Below are 20,799 nucleotides of genomic sequence, written 5' to 3'. Positions count from 1 at the left end.
AGAAGTAGAGTGATACTTACCACTCTACTTAGGGTATTAGCAACGATTTCAGCTTTTTTTGTGAGGGCTGTCCAGCCTGGATAAGCGCGTTTTGGTACTTGCGTTTACACGATCGCGTGGGGCACGAAGCAGGAGGAGTCTTTGGTAATGCGGCCTACGTCTTCGCGAATGCCCATGCCACAGGCGCGGTCGCCCACCACCCAACTGCCAATTAAGGCGTGATTGTTACCAAAGCGGGGCATCGGGTGGTAGGCCTGGCGAATCCATGGGCTGTCGGTGTAGGGGCCGCCCACCGCTTCGCGCTGTCCGGCGGGGGTGATTAGTTCTACGTTGCTGCCTTCCCGGGAGAAGAACGGTTTACGCACCCAGCCTGCCGGTAGCGGCGGGCTGTTGGCATCCTCGAAGAACGCCGGTAGCAGATTGGGGTGGCCCTCAAAGTACTCCCATAGCAGGGGCAGAATACCCTTATTAGACAGAATCGCTTTCCAGGGCGGCTCAAACCAGTGGGTGTTTAGCTGGGGGATAACTTCGCCGAAGGCATCGTCGGCCATCTCTTCCCAGGGGTAGAGCTTGAAGAGGGCATGGATAGCATGGTTATCCAGGTCAACAAAGTGTTCCGCACCGGTAGTGATGCCAATATCTTCCATATAGATAAACGGTGCCTTGAGGCCTGCCTGCACCGCCACATCCTGTAAGTAGTGCACGGTGGCACGCTCTTCTGTGTTCTCTTTGATGCAGGAGAAATACAGCGTGCGCGCTTCAATGCGATCACCAAGGTGCGCCATGGCATTGAGGAGGTGCTCCTGAATCGAGTTGTACTGATCCGCATGTCGCGGCAGGATACCTTGCGCGATGGCCTGCTCAAGCCACACCCACTGAAAAAAGCCCGCTTCGTAAAGCGACGTGGGCGTATCGTAGTTGAGTTCTAGCAGTTTCGCCGGGCCATCGCCTGAATAGGCAAAGTCCATTCGCCCGTAGAGATGCGGCTGCCCTGATTTCCACGAGTTATGGATGCTATCCCACATATGCTCGGGCAGTGCCAAACGCTGCATAAGCGCATTGGAGTGGCAGACCTTGTCCACCAGCTCCATGCACATCTCATGCACCGCCTCGGTAGGCGCTTCGATATCCCGCTCTACCTGCTCCATTGTGAACTGGTAGTAGGCGTCCTCTTTCCAGTAGGGCTCCCCGTCGATGGTGTGAAAATGAAAGCCCAGCTCGTGGGCCAGGGCTTTCCAATTGCTCCTTTCAGGGATATCGATTCGCAGCATAGTAACCTTTGCTGGCGGCTTAAGAGCCCCAGCCACCCCGCGCCGAGGAGCGCGAACCGAAACCGCTGCGCTGCGACGCTGCTTGGCGGTTCTGAACCACCGAGCTACGCATGGCATCGTTACGCTGGGTGACGCGCTGAGTTGCTTGGTTAGCGGCCGTGTTCCAGTTGCCTTGGTTCTGACGATTACGGTAGACCGGCTCCTGGTACACCCGCTCAAAGGAGCGACCACGGTTGGTATTGGACATCATGCTGCCGACCATATAGCCCATCATGGCGGGCATAAACCAACTGCCCCCGGTGCTTCCGGTTGCGGCCTGGGACTGTTCGTCGGTTGGAGCAGTACAAGCGCCTTCACCATTTTCAGCTTCGCACTCTTCAAGCGTGCTATAGCGCGGCACCTCTTTTAAAGAGGCTTCGTAGGCGTCTTCGCAGGCGCTGCGGGTGTAGACATTCTCTGCAACGCAATCCTCGACGCTTTGAAAGCTACGCGGCTGATCGAACTCTATATCGGTGATCTGCTCTTCCTGGGGTGGTTGACCACAGGCGGTAAGACCAAAGGCGCTGGCGCCCATCATCGCCAGTGACAAGCGCCCGCTGCGCTTGCGGCGCGGCAAATGAGGGGTACTATCGTGTTTAGACATGCAGGCTCTCCTTTACCACGTCGTTACCAAGTCATCGAAGCGGCGTTGAGCAAGCCGACTGCCACGGCCACGCTGGCCATCAAAATGCCGTAGGCCTGGTGGCCTTCGGTGATGTGCTGAGACAGACTTTCACCCTGTTTACGCAGAAACAGCTTAACCGCGAAGAAGGTGGCCAACTGAACAATAAAGGCCACCACGCCCCAGAGCACAAAGTCGATAAAGTTGATCGAGTGGGCCATCGCGCTGTACAGCGGAATGGTAAAACCTAGAATGGAGCCGCCGTAGGCTGCGGCTGCGGCCGCGTTACCTTCACGAATCAGCGTCCACTCGTGGTGCGGTGTAATCCGGCTGTAGCAGTACATAAAGGCGGCGAGCAGGACAATCGCCGTGACTAGATAGGCGATAAATGACGGCAGTCCGTAGAGATAATTCACCATGGTGGCAGTTTCCTTTTCAATAGCTTAAAAATAGATTTGCAGGTCAAACAGCGTCGATATCGACGGAGGCCACATCTACCCCCACGTTGTGCACTACCATAAAGCTGCCTTCACCATCACTTTCAGCGCTGAGCAGCAAGTACTCCATGCGCTCAGTGCCTTCGATGGTGCGCTCGTAAAGCATCGCGTGATGAGTCACCTGCCTGGCAGCCACGCTCTCGGTGGTCATTACCTGCTCTTCGAAAACCACCGGTGGCGACCATAGACTGCCGTCACTCCCCCACACTCGCTGATAGGTGCAACTGCGCGCTTCCTCAGTGGTTGAAGTGAGCGTGATGGTTTGAGCGCCGATGCTGTCGGGCTGTTTATCTTCACCGTTGATCAAATTATCAAATTCGGCATCCGCGAGATGGGCAACACGGTAAAAGTCGAACAGCTTATATTCAAGTACCTGGCCATGCTCAATGTTCGCCTGCAGCCAGGTGTCGTTATCCAGATAGAAGCGCACCAGGTACGCCCCTTGGCCGAGATCCACATGGCCCACGGCGGCAATATGGTGGTAGGCGTCGTCATCCCAGCGAAACAGCGCATCGGGGTGGGCACGCAGACCAATCAGCTTGATATTGACGCGCCCGTCCAGGCGTAGGCCCTCAAGGTCTTCCTGGCTGATGCCCATGGGCAGGCCTGCGGCTACCTGGCGGCCTGCATTGGGCTCGTGCGGCTTTTCCGTGGTGGCGCGAAAAAGTGCCTTGAGGGTATTAAACATGGCCTGACTCCCAAATCGATTTAAGCGCTGATTTGCCCTTAACTCTTATTTCTGTGCGGCGTTTTTCTTTGCTTTCAGGCGCGCTAACACGTCGTCTGCTTTGCGATTCTGGCCACCCACACCGGCCGCTTTCAAGCGGGCTTCCAGCGAGCTGCCGCTCTCTTCTGCGGCCATATCGTCAGCCGCCTGCATTTGCGCTGAGTTAAGCTGCTGGCGCTCTTTAATGCGCTCCAGGGATTCCATGGCGCTGCTCATGGCGCTGTTCTGGCCTGAGTGGCGAGCCGCGACGGCAGATTGGGCTTTTTGTGCTGACTCAGTCGCCTTAACGACGCTCACCTGCTGCTTGAGTTGGCGAAGCTGATTGTCGGTGCCGCGAATCGCGCCGCGTAGTTTTTCGATGCTGGCGTCGTACTCGCTGACAATAGCGCGCTCCGCTTCCAGGTCATCCTGCAGCGCCACCATGCGTTCAGCCACTTCCACGGCTAGCGCTTCTTCACCTTTATCCAGCGCGGCCTCAGCGCTTTTTTCCAGTTCGGCGATTTTGCTTTCCAGGGCGTCAGCTTTATTGCTGTTTAGCTGGCGCTGGCCCATCAGGCGGGTGAGTTCGGTTTTAGATTGGCTCAGGTGATTTTCCGAGTCGCGGATTTCCTGGTCTAAAATGCGCAGCGCCTGGGAGTCCACCACCGCTTGACCGGTTTCATTTGCTTTGCCACGCAGGGCGGTCATGATTTTGCTTAACATAAGAAATTTCTCTTAAAAAAGGAGTGTAAAGTGCCACCTAGCAGGTGTCATTGACCAATTAACGAACGTTAGGCGAAATGGGTTTGGATCAGTTCGGCGACATCCATGGCGGCACTGGCCGTGGCGTGCAGCTCGGCGCAAATTGATTCAAGTTTCGAGTCGCCAAACAGTTGTCCGTAAGCCACATAAAAGTCGTTACCGTCGATTTCGACAATGCCCACGGAAGCCAGCGGTAACGCAATGCCCTGGCGCAGCAGTACTTCGTTGAGCTCTGTGGTGTTTTTAACGCTCTCCACGGCAACGATAGGCGCCATGGCGACCCACTCATTTTCGCTGCGCGACAGGCTAATCGGCAAGTTGCCGTAATCGTTAAGCTCCCAGATCAGGGTCTGATTTGTCTCATCCAGGCTGATAGTGCCCTCAGGCCACTCAAGGGATCCATCTCCAGCGCTGTTGTGCGCTGGTTGACTGACTAACTTATATAGCTCGGTGGCGGTGATGCCATTGGTAACGGTAGGCGTAGTCAAGGCAGTCTGCTCCATCGTTTGTTAAGTGACCTTACCTTAACATTTCGTAGAGCAAATGGTTCCTTTTCGCAAAAAAATGCCCCGCATGCTGCGGGGCAAAATCTTGGGAGAATTGTGCTTTCAAGACGGATAGTTAGGAGGTTCGGTAAGTGTCGTTGAACCGCTTGCGCAGTTCATTTTTCTGTACTTTGCCCATCGTATTGCGCGGCAGTTCATCGACAAAGAAGACCCGCTTGGGCTGCTTATACTTAGCTAACCGGCCATCTAAATGGGTGATGACTTTCTCCTCTTCAAGCTGGTTTTCTCCAAGCTCAGCGCCTTGCTGTCGTACAACGACGGCGGTAACGCCCTCGCCCAAGTCAGGGTGCGGTAGACCGATGACCGCGGATTCGGCGACTTGATCGAGCTCGTCGATCACCTGCTCCACCTCTTTGGGGTATACGTTGTAGCCGCCGGAAATCACCAGGTCTTTGTCACGACCGACGATATGCACATAGCCTTGCTCGTCGACCATGGCGAGATCGCCGGTAATGAAAAAGCCGTCGTCTAATAGCTCTTCACGGGTTTTTTCAGGCATCCGCCAGTAGCCGATAAACACATTCGGGCCACGAATTTGCAGCATGCCAATCTCACCCAAAGGCACCTCGTCGCCGGTTTCCCTGTCGGTAATGCGCATCTCCACGCCGGGTAGCGGCATACCTACGGTGCCCGCCCGCCGTGCCCCCTCATAGGGATTGGAGAGGTTCATATTGGTTTCGGTCATGCCGTAGCGCTCAAGAATCGCATGCCCCGTTTTGGCTTCAAACGCCTCGTGGGTCTCGGCGGTGAGCGGGGCAGAACCAGAAACGAACAGCCGCATGTTGGCGGTCGCTTCTGGGGTCAGTCGTTCGTCCTGCACCAGACGGGTATAGAAAGTGGGTACGCCCATCATTACGCTGCCACGGGGCAGCTCGTCAAAAATCACATCGGCATCGAACTTGGGAAGGAAGAGCATGCTGGCGCCCGCCATCAGCGTGACGTTGCAGGCGACGAACAGACCGTGGGTATGGAAGATTGGCAGCGCATGGATCAGCCGGTCATCAGCGCTGAAGTGCCAGGCTTTGGCCAGGGTCTCGGCGTTAGAGGCGAGGTTTTTGTGCGTCAGCATGGCGCCTTTGGAGCGCCCGGTGGTGCCCGAGGTGTAGAGAATCGCGGCCAGGTCGCGCTCGCCAAGCGCTACGACCTCCTCTCGTGGCGTTGCCGCTTGGGCGGTTTCCATCAGGCTGCCATCGGCGGCGCTGCCCAGGGTGGCCACCGCCGGGCAGCCGGTTTCAGCAGTGAGCGCCCTCGCTTGCGCTGCTAGTTGGGGGCGACAAACAAACAGCGCAGGCTCTGCGTCGTTTAAGAAGTAGCGTATCTCATCGCCGGTATAGCCCGTATTTAAAGGCAGATAGACGCCGCCGATGCGCAGGCAGGCCAGATAAAGCAGTATCGCCTCAGGACTTTTATCCACCTGCACGGCAACGCGGTCGCCTTGCTTAACGCCTAACTCGGTTAGTGCGCCGGCAAGTTGCGCACTGATGGTCAGCGCATCGGCATAGCGATAGCGGCGGCCGTCGCGGGTGGTAATAAAATCGGCCTCTGCGCACTCGCGCATTTTGGCCGCAAAGGTTTCAAATAGGTTGTGGCTCATTTGGTGGTCTCTCCCTTGGCCAGCTTGCGGGCGCGTTTGGCGAGGTCACGCACCTCATTGGAGCAAGCAACGGTCGCCTTGGCGGTATAGTTTTCGTGATTGCGTTCGATATCGTCCAGCACATAGAGGTAGTTAACCATCAGTCCGGCGGCTTGTTTAAAGCCCTTCTCGGAGATATCGCCCAACCAGTTAATGCGGTGGAGTTCAGCGCCGTTGCCGAGGTGAAAGCGGGCCACCGGGTTGAGTGGCAGGCCGTGGCGGTTCTTCTCTTCGACCAGATAGCGGGCGGCTAGCGGGCGAATAATGGCTTTGAGCTCCTCTTCGCGGGCTTTGTCCTGATGCCATCCCGGTGTTTCAAGCCCTTTGAGTGCTTGACGCAGCGACGCGGGAAGCTGCTCATCCTCACGCTGCTCCTGAAGCCACTGGGCGAAGCCAGGCACCGGCGAGAGCGTAACGAAGTATTTAAGCTGCGGCAGTTCCTGGGAGAGTTCCTGGACTACCTGCTTGATCAAAAAGTTACCGAAGGAGATCCCGCGCAGCCCGGTCTGGCAGTTGCTGATACCAAAGAACGCCGCTGTATCGGCATCTTCGGGGTCGTCGATACCTTTTTTGCTATAGCTGCTTTCGCCCGAAAGGATGGGCTGAATACGGCTTGGCAGACCCTTATGCAGGGCCACCTCCACAAAGATCAGCGGCTCGTCGCCAATCGCCGGGTGGAAAAAAGCGAAGCAGCGCCGGTCACGGGCATCCAGCCGCCGACGCAGATCGTCCCAGTCTTGAATTTCGTGTACCGCTTCGTAGCGGATGATCTTCTCGAGAATCGACGCGGGGGTGTTCCAATCAATACGCTTGAGCATCAAAAAGCCGCGGTTGAACCAGGAGCCGAACAGATGGGCGAAATCGTCGTCAATAGCCGCCAGCTCGGGCTGCTCACGTAGCAATGCCAGCAGGTCTTCACGCATTTTAACCAGCTCATAGGTGCCGTCGCTGGCCAGGTTTAAACGCCGGAAAAGCTCTTGGCGGCGTGGCTCGCAGGCTTCAAACAGGCGCTGTAGCGATTGGTTGTCGCGAACCTCTTGATAGGCCAGATAGGCCGCGTCAATGGGGCTGGGGTCAGCCGCAAAGTCAGCCGTCAGGCGGGCAAAGAAGCGGCTCTTCTCAGCCGCCGAAAGGCGCTGGTAAATCGCCAGGGCGCGGCTTGCCAGCGCAATGCTGGAGGCTTCGCCATCACTTTCCAACAGCTTGTGGCAGGCGTTAACCAACTGCCCATGGTCGGGCGTTAAGGTCTCGGGATGGCGGCGGCGCAACAGTGCATCACGCTGGGTGATGTTGTTGAACAGCTCCTGCAAAAACAGCATGTTCATGGTCGAACTCCTTAACCCATGATCAAGTTAGGTAGCCAAAGCGCGATGCCTGGGAAGAGACACAGCAGCAAGATACCCAGCACCATGCACAGCGCGTAGGGCAAGCTTCCCATCAGAATGTCGCGCAGCGAAATATCCGGCGCGATGCCTTTAATAATGAACAGGTTGAGGCCCACCGGCGGCGTAATCAGGCCAATCTCAAGGTTGATCGTCAAAATCACCGCAAACCAGTAAGGGTCGAAGTTAGCCGCCAGAATAATGGGTAACAGAATCGGCGCGGTCATCACGATCACGGCCACGGGCGGCAGGAAGAAACCGGCCACCAGCAGGAACAGATTAATCACCCCCATCAATGCCCAGCGGTTGATCTCCAGGTCGGCAATCGCGGCGGCCACGGTTTGGGTAATAAACATGGAGGAGAGTGCATAGGCGAACACTTCTGCGGTGGCGATCACCAGCATGATCATTACGCTTTCCCGCAGCGAGTCGCGCATGATCAGTTTGATCGGGCCCAACTGCCACATGCGGTAGATCAGAATCGCCAGCGCCAAACACAGAAATGCCCCCACGCCTGCTGCTTCTGAAGGTGTGGCCACCCCGCCGTAAAGTGCAAACAGGATGCCCGCGACCACGCCCAGGAAAGGCAGCACGCGCACTAATGCTTTGAGGTTAGCATCTACGTTCTGCTTAACGGTTTGTTTGAGACGCTCGGCTGACTCTGCCATGGGATTGTTATAGCCACCGGCCAGCTTGCAGGCGATCATCGTCCAGATCATAAACAGGCCCGCGAGCATAAAGCCTGGCACTACCCCGGCAATAAACAGTCGACCAATAGAGGTTTCGGTGGAGATGCCGTAGATAATCATGGTGACCGACGGCGGAATTAGAATGCCCAGAGTGCCACCCGCGGCAATACAGCCCGCGGCGGCGCCATCGGGATAGCCGCGCATGCGCATTTCGGGAATGCCCATTTTACCAATCGCTGCACAGGTGGCCGGTGACGACCCCGAGAGCGCAGCAAAGATAGAGCAGGCGCCGATATTGGAAACCGCCAAGCCGCCGGGCAGCTTGCCCATCCAGAGATCCAGCGAGCGATACAGGTCGCGCCCGGTGGGGGAGGAGGCCACCGCGGCGCCCATCAGAATAAACATTGGAATGGCGACAAAACCAAACTCGGCGATGCGGTCAAAAAAGGTTTCCCCGAAGTAGGTGAGCTCGGATAGGCCACGGTCGTAGATCAGTGCCAGCAGCGATACACCGCCCAGGGCAAAAGCGATAGGAGTGCCAATAGCCATAAGCGCAATCAGCGCGATGGCGACAATAATACCTAAGGTAATGGGATCCATGCTTAGCTCTCCCCACGCAGAATTTCAGCCACATACTGCAGCGACAGCAGGGTGGCGCCGATGGCCATGGGCAGCAGGGCGGGCCACAGCGGTGGATTCCAGACGGAACCTGTGGTCCATCCACCGTGGAGTGCCTCAAATACATACACCCAACTGGCATACGCCAGAGCGGCACAAAAACCCAACCCAAACAGCGAAGCGATCAAACGCATGATGGTGCGGGAAATGCCGCCCAGCGCATCGGGAACAATAGTGATGGCGACATGGCCACCGGTCATCAGCACATAGGGGCTGCCCATCAGCATCGCCGCCGTTACCGAGAAGATAGTGAATTCGGTCTGCCAACTGGTGCTCATTCCGAGTAAGTAGCGAATAAATACCATCTGGCAGATCACTAACACGCCAGCAATAAACATGGCGCAGGCCAAATAGGCGCAAAGCCGTGAGAGCTTATCCATGACGCGAATGTAGCCGCCAATGATCCCCCCGCGTGCCAGGGCATTGTGAGTCGTTACAGGTGCCATATTTCCCTCTTCAAGCCGGTTATCTCGCCAAGCTAAGCAAGCATCAGTAGAAGGCGGCCACCCCGGTTGGAATGGCCGAGCCGTTAGGCAATTAGCGGTTGCTTACTCGACGGCCAGCGCTGCATCGATAATGGCTTGACCGTTGGGAACGTTCTCTGCAAAGTTTTTGTAAGAGGTCTCCTGGGCTATCTCCAGCCAAGCGTTGTAGTCCTCTTCGCTCATGCTGACGACCTCGACGCCGTTCTCCTCGTAAAGCTCGACCATCTCCTGATCGATGGCGGCGGCCTCTTCAGCAAAGAAGGCCTCTGCCGCCTCACCGGCTTCCATTAGCGCCGCCTGCTGCTCTTCGTTAAGCCCTTGCCACACCTGCTCGGAGATCAGAATTGGCTCGTACATAAACCACAGCGCGAAGTCGCCCGGCTCGGTCAGACACTCAACCTGTTCATAAAGGCGGAAAGAGATAAATGACATGGACGAAGTATTGGCGGCGTCCAGTACGCCAGTTTGCATGGCGGTGTAAACCTCCGAGGAGGGCATAGAAGCGATGGAGGCGCCGGCGGCTTCCAGCATCTCTTCAAAGGCGGGGCCAGCGGCACGCAGGTTCTGGCCCTCGACGGTATCGGGTGAGGTTATGCAGCGCTCGCTAGAGGCAAAGCCGCCTGATAGCCATGCGTCTGAGAGCACTCGGGCACCGCCATCAAGGATCACCGCTTTGATCATCTCCATGTATTCGGAGTCGTTTAGGCGCTGGGCATGGTCTTGGTTGCGTACTAAGCCAGGCATCAGCGTGGCTGAAAACTCTGGGTGCCGACCGCTGGCATAGTCCAGCGGTAGCGAGGTGATATCCAGGCGGCCCCGGGCCAGGGCGCCCCACTGTTCGCGCGCTTTGAACAGCGATTGGCCGGGGTAGACTTCTATAGTCAGACCCACATCCGCTTCGGCCACGTGGCGGGCCATCATTTGTACCATTTCATCGCGGACATCCCCCTGGCCTCCAGGAAATTGGTGGGACGCGCGCAGTACGGTATCGGCGGAGGCGTGGGAAGCCGCAATGGCGAGACCAAGGGCGGCGGCAGTAGAGATCAAGTAGCGTTGCATGTGCGTCTCCAACAGTTGTTGTTGTGTGTTTGGATGAGCTTAATATGTTTATCAGCTAGGCTGATATATATATCAATAGGCGCTACGTATGCTAATGTCAACTATATGGCAGCATTAAACGGCTAAGATGGGCCGCGATCCAAGGAGGTAAAACATGACGGGCACCAAGCGATCCAATGCGCAGCGCTTAAGAGATTCTCTTGAGGATGACATCATCAATGGCCGCCGTTTACCTGGAGAGCGCCTGGATCCAGAAGCCTTGGGTCGTGAGTTTGAGGTCTCGCGTACCCCAGTGCGCGAAGCCTTTCAGCAATTGGTCGCCAGCGGCTTGGTGACCGTTTCGCCTAAGAAGGGCACCTTCGTTGCAAAAGTGGGCATTGATCAACTGATCGAAATGTTCGAAGTGATGGCGGAACTTGAAGGCATGTGCGGACGCCTGGCGGCACGGCGGATCACCGAGCAGGAACTGGCCGCATTAAAAGAAGCCCACCAGCGCTGCGAAGCGGCGGCGTTGGCCGGTGATAGCGACGAGTATTACTACGAAAATGAAGGCTTTCACGACTGTATCTACACCGCTAGCCACAACGCCTTTCTGGCCAGCGAAGCGCGTCAGCTGAAGCAGCGTTTAAAGCCCTACCGGCGCCTGCAGCTCCAGGTGCGCCAGCGGGTAAATAATTCCCTCAGCGAGCACCAAATCATTGTGGAAGCCATTGAACAGGGCGATCCCGTGGCGGCCCAGCAAGCCCTGAGCGACCATGTGTTGATTCAGGGTGAGCGCTTTAGCGACTTCGTTTCCAGTGTACGCAGGATGGAGGCGCCGCTTGAGAGGACTGGCTGATTCATCTTATAGCTTATTGATTGATATGCCTGTATCGGTTGAGTCGCGGTTGTCTTCACGGAGCATGGTTTTTCACAAAGGTTTTTTGAGAAAAGCTATTCAGAAAAACAGGGCGGCAAACGATGTTTCCAACTGGGTAAGATTGATTGGTAGGCTTGACCAAGTTGCAATAGCGCTAGCTCGGCTCGATGGGGTGCGATTACCTGAATGCCCATCGGTAGGTCGTTATCATTAAAGCCCGCAGGTAAGTTTAATACAGGGCAGCCTGAGAGAGAGCCAGGTATGACAATTTGCATCCATCGGTGATAGGTATCCATAGGTTTGCCAGCGATTTCATTTGGCCACTGCGTTGTCACAGGGAAGGGGAAGCATTGTGCGCTGGGCAGCATGACATAGTCGTAATGCAAGAACAGTTTATGTAGCTCTGTATACCACTGGCTGCGCGTCACATTGGCTTTATGGACATCCAGGGCAGACAAGGCAAGCCCTTGTTCTATTTCCCACTGCGCTTCTGGTTTCAATAAACGGCGCTTTTCAGGGGCTTGATAAGTGTCTACTAAGTTACCGGAAATAGCCCATTGCCGCAGTGTCAGCCAGCTTTCCCAAAGTGATTCCATCGACATCGGCATATCAGGTTGCTCAATGGTGCAGCCAATCTGTTCAAACTGTTTAACTGCGTTTTCGCATAGCTCAAGTACACCGGATTCGAGCGGCAACTCTCCCTGCCAATCGCCAAGCCATGCAATGCGTTTACCACGCTGGCAAGCGTTCAAAGAGCCAGAAAGGTTGGTTAAGGAGTCGGTTATAGAGAGTGGAGCACGTGGATCGTGACCAGATTGCGTGATCAGTAGGCGTTGAAGGTCTTCGATATTTCTGGCCATAGGGCCTTCGGTACTCAACTGATGCCCAAAAAGATCGGGTGCTGATGCTGAAGGAATGCGCCCAAATGCAGGTCTAAGGCCGTATAAATTTTGATAAGCAGCCGGGTTACGTAAAGAGCCCATCATATCGCTACCGTCGGCGACCGGTAACATGCGAAGTGCCAGGGCTACCGCGCCTCCACCGCTTGAGCCACCGGCGGTTAGATGTGGGTGATAGGCATTGCGCGTCGCACCGAAAACAGTGTTGAAGGTTTGGGAGCCAAAGCCGAATTCAGGGGTATTGGTTTTTCCTATGATAATGGCGCCATCGCGCTTAATCCGTGACACCATAATCGTATCAGTGTCAGGTATTTGGTTGGCCATAAGGGGAGAGCCAAGCGTCGTCCTTATACCTGCTGTAGAAGATAAATCCTTGATGGCTTGAGGAATCCCGTGTAACCAACCACGAGATTGCCCTTTAGCAAGTTCCCTATCTAATTGCGTGGCTTCAGCAAGCAAATCATCAGTGTCGCGCAATGAGACAATCGCGTTAACAATAGGATTAAGTAGTGAAATATGGGCGAGATAATCCGCGATTACCTCTTTGCAACTAATATCTCGTGAGTGAATCGCATTCGATAGTTCTATCGCATTCATCCCAACGGTAGGAGGCATGCTATAGGCCTTGGGCCAAGGAAGAGGTTCGGGTAGTGAAAGCGGGGAAGGTGAAAGTATATTCATCGGTGAGAAATATCCATTTTTTGCTAAGTTATATACTTCATAAGCTATAATGGATATTTAAAGGGCTGGCAAGCCGCTTTAAGGTTTGAAGTAAAAGTAAGTAAGCATCAAGGAAAATAAATGCTTCTATCCTCCGACATGATGAAACTCTCCCTAAAGGTGCTACTCCCTGCAGTTGTAGGTACATCAGCGAGTGGATAAGTTACGCTTGGCAAGCTGTAAACTGTCATGGCAGCTCCGTTAGATAAAACAGGCTGATTAATACTCTTCGAATAGCGTATCTAGCGAAATGTCCATATCGGTGGGGTAATCGTCCTTGCCGACATTGGGCGCAGCGCTGAAACTCTCTCTAATGCTTCGATTCCCTGTTAGCGGAGAGAGAATGTGACTCGCCATGTTGCTCTATTTGCCTACCCCGACTGCCAACTGCTGGATGTCAGCGGCCCCTGGCAGGTGTTTGCCAGTGCCAATGCGCTAAGCCCCCAGCCGCTCTATCAGTTGACCCTGGTCGCCGATGCCGTCGGCCCGGTTGTCACCAACGGCGGCCTAGCCGTGCACGCTACGCACACCTACCATCAACTTACCCATTTACTGCCCCTGGATACGCTGTTGGTGGCGGGCGGCAGCGGCGTGATACAGCAGCGAGAAATAGCCGCAGTGAAGCAGGTACTTTGTGAGGTGGCCCCAGAGGTACGACGGCTAGGTTCGATCTGCTCCGGGGCCTTTTTGTTAGCCGCTGCAGGTTTACTGGATGGCTGCCGCGTCACCACCCACTGGCGCCATGCACCTCAATTGGCAGATGAGTACCCCGCGCTTAGCGTCGAGCCCGATGCGCTGTATATCGAAAGCAGTGGTCGCTACACTAGCGCCGGTGTAACGGCGGGGATTGATTTAGCGCTGTCGCTGGTAGAGGCGGATCACGGTGCTGAGCTTGCCGGGAGGGTTGCCCGCGAGCTGGTGGTTTTTTTGCAGCGCCCTGGTGGGCAGTCGCAGTTCAGCGAGATACTGCGACACCAACAAGAGGCGGGGCCGCTGCGCCGCTTGCTGGATCAGCTCCACGCCGACCCCAGCGTAGATCACGGGCTTGAGAGTATGGCCGACCTGATGGCGGTCTCCCCGCGCCATTTAACCCGACTGTTCAGGCGTCATCTGCATACCACCCCCGGCGCTTACCTAACCCAACTACGCCTCGAGCAAGCACGCTTGGCGCTGCTCAACGGGCGCGAAAACGTATCCCTTGAGCGCCTGGCACAACGCTGGCGGCTGGGCGGCGCGGAGCAGCTGCGCCGCCAGTTTCAGCGTTACTACGGCGTATCACCCTCGGTATATCGCCAGCGCTTTGCGTCTTCCCATACAGATGATTCTATTCAGGAGAGCGTTTCATGCCTTTAACCGTCACTCTATTGTCGCTCTGCCAGGCGCTACTGGTTACCGGTAATGTTTTACTGATTGCCGTCTCGCCGCTGATTGGAGCGTCTTTGGCGCCAAGTGCGTCATGGTCAACCGCGCCGGTCGCCACCCAGTGGCTGGGGCTGATGTGCGCCACCATTCCCGCCTCGCTAATTATGGCCAGGCTGGGCCGAAAGCGCGGCTTTATATTGGGCAATTTTTTGGGATTGGTGGGGGCACTGGTCGCCGTGCAGGCGCTGATTGGTGAGCGGTTCGGGCTATTTTTACTATCAACCTGGCTGATTGGTATCGGCATTGGCTTTGGCCAGCTCTATCGCTTTGCCGCGGTAGAAGCTGCACCTACGCCGATGCGTGACCGGGCGATTGGTTTGGTGATGGGTGGCGGTGTGTTAGCCGCGTTTGCCGGGCCATGGCTGGCCAGGGTGAGTCGTGAGTTGGGGGAGGTGCCGTTTCTGGGCAGCTTTATGGGGTTAGCCGTGATCTACGCACTGGCGCTAGTGGTGCTGATGCTGACACGGCTACCGCCTGCTTCCCGCACCCACGGCGAAGGCAACGCACTGCCGCTGGGTAAGATACTCCGCCAGCCTGGATTTATTGTGGCGGTGAGTGCGGCGATGGTCGGATACGGCGTGATGAATCTGGCCATGACCGCCACGCCGATCGCCATGGCGGGGGCAGGGCATCACTTTAACCATGTTTCAATGACCATTCAGTGGCACGTGGTAGCGATGTTTTTACCCTCGTTCTTTACTGGCCATTTGGCCACCCGCTTCGGCGCTAAGCAAGTCATTGTGGCCGGCTGCCTGCTACTGGTGGCCAGTGCCTTGGTCGCTCAGTGGGGTGTCAGTTTAGCTGGTTTCAACGTGGCGCTGATTTTGCTGGGTTTGGGATGGAACTTCACCTTTTTACCCGCCACAGGCCTGCTCACCGAGAGCTACCGCCCGGTGGATAAAGCGCGCACCCAGGCCGCCAACGAGTTTTTAGTCTTTGGCACCGCTGCGATCACTGCGTTGCTGGCTGGGCCCTTGGTCAGTGGCTTAGGCTGGGCGACACTTAACCTACTGTTGATCCCTGTCTCGCTGGTGCCCTTGGCGGTGCTGGTGTGGCAGCACCGAACCAAGCTGGCAAACGCTTAAAAATCCCCCGGCGCGCACTGCAGGCAAGTAAGCCCGAGCGCGCGCCACTGAGCGACCACGGCATCACGGTCATCCAGCACCAGCCAAGGCGTAAAGCCGTCGCTGCGCATTTGATTGAGTAGCGCGGCTTTCACCTCTTCATCATCTATATGGTCATCGCCCTCAGGGCGCAGGTACATGGCATCAAAGGGGATAGTGTGGCGCTCTAACCAGCGCTGGGTATGCTCACGATGGCTATCCGGGCGGCCGCTGCAAATCACGATCTGCTGGCCTTGGGCCTTCAGTATCTTGACCAGCTTGGCCACCGCTTCGATCACCGGCGCTTCGGCCATATGGGCAAAGAAGGGCTCCCACTGTTTTTGGCTGCCCAGCACCCAGTCACTGACCTGATGGGGGTGAAACTCGGCTAAGGTGCCGTCAACATCAACAATGACTGCGGTCATACAAAACTCCCTAAACTGGAAAGGGTGACTAGACGTGAATGAGCAGATAAACGCTGGGCAGTGCAGAGGCGCTCGCCTAGTAGCCCCTGCCAGGCATTTAATTCGTTATTGGCAAGCTGGGTAAATAGCGGCACCACTTGAGTGGCGTCCAACTGATCGGCAAGCGCCACCAGGTGCGACGCGCGTAGGTGAACATTCCAGCGCTGCCAGCTGATTTGGCCTGCCGCTAGCTCGGCGCGGCGATCAGGAGTCAGATAACCGGTGTGGAGCAGGTGGTGGTCGGGCCACTGTTCCGGCGTATCGCTGCGATCGCACGTCAATATAAGAGTTGGCGAGTGAGCGTTTTTCCGCGCTAACAGCGAGCGAATCGAGTGGTCGAGGCCAGGCCGACGCAGTGTGGCAGGCAGAGCCAAGAGCGCTGCCAGGTTGTCGCGAATCACCGGGTCGATGGCGAGCGTTAACTGCCGCTGATCCGCTTCTTCCGCCAGCCATAGTGCCATTTCCAGGGCGCGGCCGGTTTCCGGCACCGGAAACGCCAGCGGCTGATCAAGGCGCTTACTCATAGCCTGAACACAATGCGCTTGGGGTTGGTCGTAGCTGCCGTAGGAGGCATCCAGTAGCGCAATACGCGCCGGTGGTGGTGTATCAAACGGAAAAAGGCGTGATTCAAAACATGCGTCGCCGCTATAGTAAACACCGCCCTCTACCGCTAGATGTAGCCACACACCGCCTAGCGAGTGCCCCGCTTGGCCGGTGGTAACGGTGATGCCTTCCACCTCTAGCGTGCCGCGTGCGGGCAGTGGGTACCAGGGGCGGTTGTGAGGCAAGGCCTTGGCTACCAGCGGTGTGCAATAAAGTGGCACGTTCTCCGCTAGCTCGGCCACGCCGCCGATATGGTCAATATGGTCATGGCTAATCAGTACGGCATCCACATCCAGGTTGTCCACCCAAGTAATGGAGCCATCCGGATGGAGTGAACCACCGGCATCTAGCAGTAGGCGTTTACCTTGAGCTTCTACCACTATCGCAGCAGGCCCTTTGGCGCCTAACCCACTGAGAATCTCGATATTGACACTCATTGGTCGGGCTCCAGACACCAGCCCTGCTGAAGGTCGACGGCAACTTGGCTACCCAGGTCAGGCGCGGTGTGGTGGTAGGCCAGCAGCGTTTCGCCGCTTGGTAGGCGTAGCGTTAGCTCATAGCGCTCGCCGCGGAAAATCACGCTCTCTACCTGGGCGATAAGCTGGTTATTAGTTGGAGTCGCGGAGGGCGCGAGTGTCGCGCTGATCTGAATATGCTCCGGGCGCACCAGCACGCTTTGGGTGCGCTCGACCTCAATGGCGTTGAGCCCGCGCATCAGGGGAGCGTTCTCAAGGCGCTTTCCTGGCTGTCCGGCGGCGACCTTTAATTGACTTCCCTGGCCGATAAAGTCGGCGACCCACGCGGTGCGCGGCTGGCGATAAAGCGTTTCAGGGGCGCCACACTGAATCAGCTTGCCTGCTTTCATGACGGCGATTTTATCCGCTAGCGCCATGGCTTCGGTTTGGTCGTGGGTGACGTAGACCAGCGTGGCACCGGTGCGCTGGTGAAAATCGCGGAAGCTGTGCTCCATGGTGGCGCGCAAGTGGCGATCAAGGTTGGCCAACGGCTCATCCAACAGCACCACCGAAGGGTCGCTAACCAGGCAGCGCGCTAGAGCGACGCGCTGGCGCTGGCCGCCGCTAAGGGCCTGGGGTATGCGCTCGGCGTAGGCATCGAGCTCCACCAGGGCCAGCGCCTGCTGCACCTTTTGCTGATACGCCGCCCCGCGCAGGCCGCGCAGTTTAACTGGGTAGCCCACGTTGTCAGCCACGCTCATATGCGGCCAAAGCGCGTAGGATTGAAACACCATGGCCATATTGCGCTGCTCCGGGGGCACATGGGTATCGGCACTAGCCAGAGTACGATTGGCTAATTGGATAGTGCCCTCGTTGACGGTTTCAAACCCAGCCAACATGCGCAGCATGGTGGTTTTGCCACAGCCGCTAGGGCCGAGCAGGGCGACAAACTCTCCAGGATTAATGTCCAGCGACAGGGCATCCACGGCTGTTTGTTCACCAAAGCGTTTGGTAACGCCATCAATCCTTAGGCCTGCCTTGCCGAGGCCTGTGATGCCTCGCTCTGCCGTGTTTAGCTCTGCCATGGGATCACTCCTTTAGGTAGCCGCGGGGCCAGCAAACTGAGCGTTAGCATCAACGAGGCGACCATCACCACCACCAGCACTGACACCGCAGAGGCCAACACGCTTTCGCCGCCTTCATCGAGGTTGAAAATCAGTACGCCAAGGGTTTCGTTATCGGCGCTCCAGAGTAGCGCTGACACGGTTAGTTCGTTGACCGCCAGCAGAAACACCAGCAGGCCGCCTGCGAACAGCGCGGGTGCGACCAGGGGTAAAATAATGCTGCCCAGGCGCCGCCAGGGGCCTGCACCCGCGAGCTGAGCCGCCTCTTCAAGGGAAGGATCTAACTGCGCCAGACTGGCGGCGACGGGCTTGACGCAGACCACCAGAAAGCGCGCCAGGTAAGCGATAAAAATCAGCCCCAGGGTGCCGTAGAGCGCCACATTGATAATCGGCAGCGGGCGAACAAAGAGCAGGATGCAGGCAATCGCCAACACCACGCCAGGTAGCGCATAGGGGATCTCGATGGCACTAAGTACCACACCCCGCCAACGCTCTGGCAGGCGCTGGAGCCGGTAAGTCAATGGCAGACTCAGCAGCATCAGCACCACCGCCGCGCTACCCGCCAGCCACAGACTGTTGTTCACCGCCCGCCAGGTGGCGCCTTGGCGACCCATCACTTCGGCGTAAGCGTTTAGGGTGGCGGTCTCAGCGTTTAGCGGTACGCCCATGGCGGGCACCAGCGAGCTGATAATGAGCGCAAGCAGCGGTGCGACCAGAATAATCAGTAAGATCCCGACTAGCGTGGCGGTCATCAATGAGCGCCAGGGGCCGAGGGTAAAGTCGTGGGAGCGGCCACTGTGGCCACCCAGGCCAAAACGGCTGCGATTCATCAATTGCTGCTGCAAGGCGACCCCGGCCAGTGCCAGTAACCCAATCAGCAAGGAGAGCGCAGCCATCTCTGCCAACACCCCGGTGCCGAAGTTGGCCATACGCTGGTAGATCAGGGTGGGCAGCACGTAATAGCCCGCGGGAATACCCAGCATGGCGGGGATGCCAAAGTTGCCGAGGCTGGAGATAAATGCCATCGCGCCCCCGGCGATCAAGCCGCTACGGGTCACGGGCAGAATAATATGGCCCCATACCTGGGTCTGTTTGGCGCCGCTAATGCGGGCAGCTTCAATCAGTTCCCGGGGTAGCGAAAGCAGGCTGGTGCGCAGCGCCAGAAATACCAGTGGTGCGCTCTGGATGCCCAGCAGTAAAGCGATGCCTTCAGCGGAGTAGAGCGGTTGCGGGCTGCCTAGCGGCGGCGCCATGCCAATACTCTTCAGCAGCGGGCTGGCCGGGCCAAAGAGCTGCAGCCAGCTTAAGGCGGTGACCTGGGGCGGAATCATCATCGGCAGCATAAAGCAGAACACCAGCCACGCTTTGCCACGGATATTGGTGAGCGTGATGGCAAAGGCAAATAGGCTGCCCAGCACCAGGGCGATCAGCATGCCAAGCCCCGAGGTATACAGGCTATGCCAGAGTGCTCGCCAAGTACTGGCACTGTTGAGCACCTGCCACAGCGGCGATTGGCGGCCCTGGGTAAGGTCGCTCAACGCTTCGAACAGCAGGCGCAGGCTGGGTGCCAGGCTGAGCAGCACAATGGCGATCAACAGGCTTGAAAGCAGCCAGCGGTGCTGGCTGCCGTACTTATCATAGTTGAGAGCAGGCGTCATGATTACCCGCCGAAGAGGTCGCTAAAACGCTGTTTGAGTTCTTCTTCCTGCGCCAATGCCTGCTCGGTATCAACCGGCATCAGGGTAATGCTATCGCGCTCGGGGAAGCCTTCAGGTGGGGCAACGTCGTTGTGGGCAGGCAGGTAGCCCTGCTGGCTGACCAGCTCCTGGCCCTGCTGGGAAAGCACGAAATCGACAAATTTCTGTGCGGCATCGACATTCTCTGCGCCCTGCAAAATAGCGACCGGCTCGGTCACCGCGCTCACTCCCTCTTCCGGAAATACGAATTCGACCGGCGAGCCTTTGGCGGCTTCACGAATTGGCAGAAAGTCCACCACTATGCCGTAGGGCTTGGTGCCCGCTGCTACGGCGTTAAAAACGCCGCCGTTCCCACCCTGGGCTTCGGTGCGGTTTTCGTGGAGCGCCTCGTAATATTCCAAGCCAAGATCAGGGTGGGCACTCATCGCCGCCATATGGATCAGCGCTGCGCCGGAGTAGAGCGGACTGGGCATCGTGACCATGCCTTCATAGTCAGGCCCCAGCAGGTCTTGCCAGCTCTGCGGCTGATGCTCTGCGCCGGTGTTATAGACAATCCCGGTCGTGATCAGCTTGGTGCCGTAGTAGTAGCCTTCCGGGTCATATAGGTCGGCGTCATACCCTTGGCGTTCATCGCTCAGGTACGGCTGTAAATGCCCCTCCTGCTTGAGTGACTCCATGGTCATGCTGTCGGCAATCAGCAGTACGTCGGGATTGCTCACCCCGGCTGAAAGCTCCGAGCGTAGCCGTGTCATCAAGCGCGTGGTGCCGTCGCGTACCCACTCCACTTCAATGTCGGGATAGGCCGCTTCAAAGGCGTCAACGGTCTGTTGGGCGTCGCTATTGGGCTGGCTGGTGTAGAGCGTCAGCGTTTCGTTCGCCGCTACTTGAGCGGACAGGGAAAAACTGGCTACCGCAATGGCCGCAGTAAGGGCAGATACCGGGAGAGATGACAGGGAGCGCTTCAACATGGGTAAACCTCCAGTGAGTGAACCCCTCCTAAGCTACTGTCATCTGCTTACAACAAAGTGACACTATGCTTTCGTTCAACATTTTGTGGCTTTCGT

Annotated in this window: 21 protein-coding genes; 3 read left to right on the top strand and 18 right to left on the bottom strand. The window is 57.1% G+C overall.

Going from position 1 to position 20,799, the window contains the following annotated elements; translation table 11 throughout:
* Positions 1-104: 104 nt before the first annotated feature.
* From OM794_RS18840 to dctP, 11 genes are all read right to left on the bottom strand, one after another.
* On the bottom strand, positions 105-1,271 hold the full coding sequence (locus OM794_RS18840; protein WP_226246910.1) for a glutathionylspermidine synthase family protein: 1,167 nt from the start codon (positions 1,269-1,271) through the stop codon (positions 105-107).
* Positions 1,272-1,290: 19 nt separating this feature from the next.
* Complete coding sequence (locus tag OM794_RS18835) at positions 1,291-1,914, bottom strand: DUF1190 domain-containing protein (RefSeq protein WP_226246911.1); 624 nt, start codon at positions 1,912-1,914, stop codon at positions 1,291-1,293.
* Positions 1,915-1,937: 23 nt separating this feature from the next.
* Positions 1,938-2,351, bottom strand: coding sequence for a DUF350 domain-containing protein (locus tag OM794_RS18830; protein WP_226246912.1), 414 nt, complete (start codon positions 2,349-2,351; stop codon positions 1,938-1,940).
* Between the two features lie 43 nt (positions 2,352-2,394).
* Positions 2,395-3,117, bottom strand: coding sequence for a DUF2491 family protein (locus OM794_RS18825; RefSeq protein ID WP_226246913.1), 723 nt, complete (start codon positions 3,115-3,117; stop codon positions 2,395-2,397).
* A gap of 45 nt (positions 3,118-3,162) precedes the next feature.
* Positions 3,163-3,858 (bottom strand): PspA/IM30 family protein, encoded by a 696-nt coding sequence (locus OM794_RS18820; RefSeq protein ID WP_226246914.1) that lies wholly within the window; start codon positions 3,856-3,858, stop codon positions 3,163-3,165.
* 68 nt (positions 3,859-3,926) lie between these two features.
* Positions 3,927-4,385 (bottom strand): DUF2170 family protein, encoded by a 459-nt coding sequence (locus OM794_RS18815; RefSeq protein WP_226246915.1) that lies wholly within the window; start codon positions 4,383-4,385, stop codon positions 3,927-3,929.
* 133 nt (positions 4,386-4,518) lie between these two features.
* The gene (locus OM794_RS18810) at positions 4,519-6,057 is read right to left on the bottom strand and encodes a malonate--CoA ligase (protein ID WP_226246916.1); all 1,539 of its coding nucleotides are present in this window, start codon (positions 6,055-6,057) and stop codon (positions 4,519-4,521) included.
* Complete coding sequence (locus OM794_RS18805; protein WP_226246917.1) at positions 6,054-7,421, bottom strand: malonyl-CoA decarboxylase; 1,368 nt, start codon at positions 7,419-7,421, stop codon at positions 6,054-6,056. The genes OM794_RS18810 and OM794_RS18805 overlap by 4 nt, the downstream gene beginning before the upstream one ends.
* An 11-nt stretch (positions 7,422-7,432) precedes the next feature.
* Positions 7,433-8,767, bottom strand: a complete 1,335-nt coding sequence (locus tag OM794_RS18800) for a TRAP transporter large permease (protein WP_226246918.1) — start codon at positions 8,765-8,767, stop codon at positions 7,433-7,435.
* 2 nt (positions 8,768-8,769) lie between these two features.
* Positions 8,770-9,291 (bottom strand): TRAP transporter small permease subunit, encoded by a 522-nt coding sequence (locus OM794_RS18795; protein ID WP_226246919.1) that lies wholly within the window; start codon positions 9,289-9,291, stop codon positions 8,770-8,772.
* 102 nt (positions 9,292-9,393) lie between these two features.
* Positions 9,394-10,389 (bottom strand): TRAP transporter substrate-binding protein DctP, encoded by a 996-nt coding sequence (gene dctP, locus OM794_RS18790; RefSeq protein WP_226246920.1) that lies wholly within the window; start codon positions 10,387-10,389, stop codon positions 9,394-9,396.
* Positions 10,390-10,543: 154 nt separating this feature from the next.
* Between dctP and OM794_RS18785 the strand changes: the two genes are divergently transcribed.
* The gene (locus OM794_RS18785) at positions 10,544-11,227 is read left to right on the top strand and encodes a GntR family transcriptional regulator (RefSeq protein WP_226246921.1); all 684 of its coding nucleotides are present in this window, start codon (positions 10,544-10,546) and stop codon (positions 11,225-11,227) included.
* 95 nt (positions 11,228-11,322) lie between these two features.
* Here the strand turns inward: OM794_RS18785 and OM794_RS18780 are convergent, their stop codons facing one another.
* Both OM794_RS18780 and OM794_RS18775 read right to left on the bottom strand, forming a co-directional pair.
* On the bottom strand, positions 11,323-12,762 hold the full coding sequence (locus OM794_RS18780) for an amidase (protein WP_226246922.1): 1,440 nt from the start codon (positions 12,760-12,762) through the stop codon (positions 11,323-11,325).
* Positions 12,763-13,086: 324 nt separating this feature from the next.
* Positions 13,087-13,224, bottom strand: a complete 138-nt coding sequence (locus OM794_RS18775; RefSeq protein WP_226246923.1) for a hypothetical protein — start codon at positions 13,222-13,224, stop codon at positions 13,087-13,089.
* Between OM794_RS18775 and OM794_RS18770 the strand changes: the two genes are divergently transcribed.
* Together OM794_RS18770 and OM794_RS18765 are read left to right on the top strand one after the other, a co-directional pair.
* Positions 13,213-14,220, top strand: a complete 1,008-nt coding sequence (locus OM794_RS18770) for a GlxA family transcriptional regulator (RefSeq protein ID WP_265153958.1) — start codon at positions 13,213-13,215, stop codon at positions 14,218-14,220. The two genes, OM794_RS18775 and OM794_RS18770, sit on opposite strands and share 12 nt — an antisense overlap.
* On the top strand, positions 14,211-15,374 hold the full coding sequence (locus tag OM794_RS18765) for an MFS transporter (RefSeq protein ID WP_226246924.1): 1,164 nt from the start codon (positions 14,211-14,213) through the stop codon (positions 15,372-15,374). The genes OM794_RS18770 and OM794_RS18765 overlap by 10 nt, the downstream gene beginning before the upstream one ends.
* On the opposite strand, the gene OM794_RS18760 is transcribed toward OM794_RS18765, so the two are convergent.
* From OM794_RS18760 to OM794_RS18740, 5 genes are read right to left on the bottom strand one after another with little or no spacing between them, the layout of a single operon-like run.
* Positions 15,371-15,817 carry an HAD family acid phosphatase gene (locus OM794_RS18760; protein WP_226246925.1) on the bottom strand — a complete coding sequence of 149 codons (447 nt, stop codon included), beginning with the start codon at positions 15,815-15,817 and terminating at the stop codon, positions 15,371-15,373. The genes OM794_RS18765 and OM794_RS18760 overlap by 4 nt on opposite strands.
* Positions 15,814-16,896, bottom strand: a complete 1,083-nt coding sequence (locus OM794_RS18755) for an MBL fold metallo-hydrolase (RefSeq protein WP_226246926.1) — start codon at positions 16,894-16,896, stop codon at positions 15,814-15,816. Before OM794_RS18755 ends, OM794_RS18760 begins: the two co-directional genes overlap by 4 nt.
* Entirely contained in the window at positions 16,893-17,999 is a 1,107-nt protein-coding gene (locus tag OM794_RS18750; RefSeq protein ID WP_226246927.1) for an ABC transporter ATP-binding protein, read from the bottom strand. The genes OM794_RS18755 and OM794_RS18750 overlap by 4 nt, the downstream gene beginning before the upstream one ends.
* Positions 17,987-19,696: an ABC transporter permease gene (locus OM794_RS18745; protein ID WP_226246928.1), complete on the bottom strand. Its 1,710-nt coding sequence runs from the start codon at positions 19,694-19,696 to the stop codon at positions 17,987-17,989. The genes OM794_RS18750 and OM794_RS18745 overlap by 13 nt, the downstream gene beginning before the upstream one ends.
* A gap of 2 nt (positions 19,697-19,698) precedes the next feature.
* The gene (locus tag OM794_RS18740; RefSeq protein WP_226246929.1) at positions 19,699-20,703 is read right to left on the bottom strand and encodes an ABC transporter substrate-binding protein; all 1,005 of its coding nucleotides are present in this window, start codon (positions 20,701-20,703) and stop codon (positions 19,699-19,701) included.
* Positions 20,704-20,799: the final 96 nt, after the last annotated feature.

Source organism: Halomonas sp. BDJS001, assembly GCF_026104355.1.
Lineage (GTDB): Bacteria > Pseudomonadota > Gammaproteobacteria > Pseudomonadales > Halomonadaceae > Vreelandella.
Note: the sequence above shows the minus strand (reverse complement) of the source record. Positions and strands in the feature narration are given on the sequence as shown.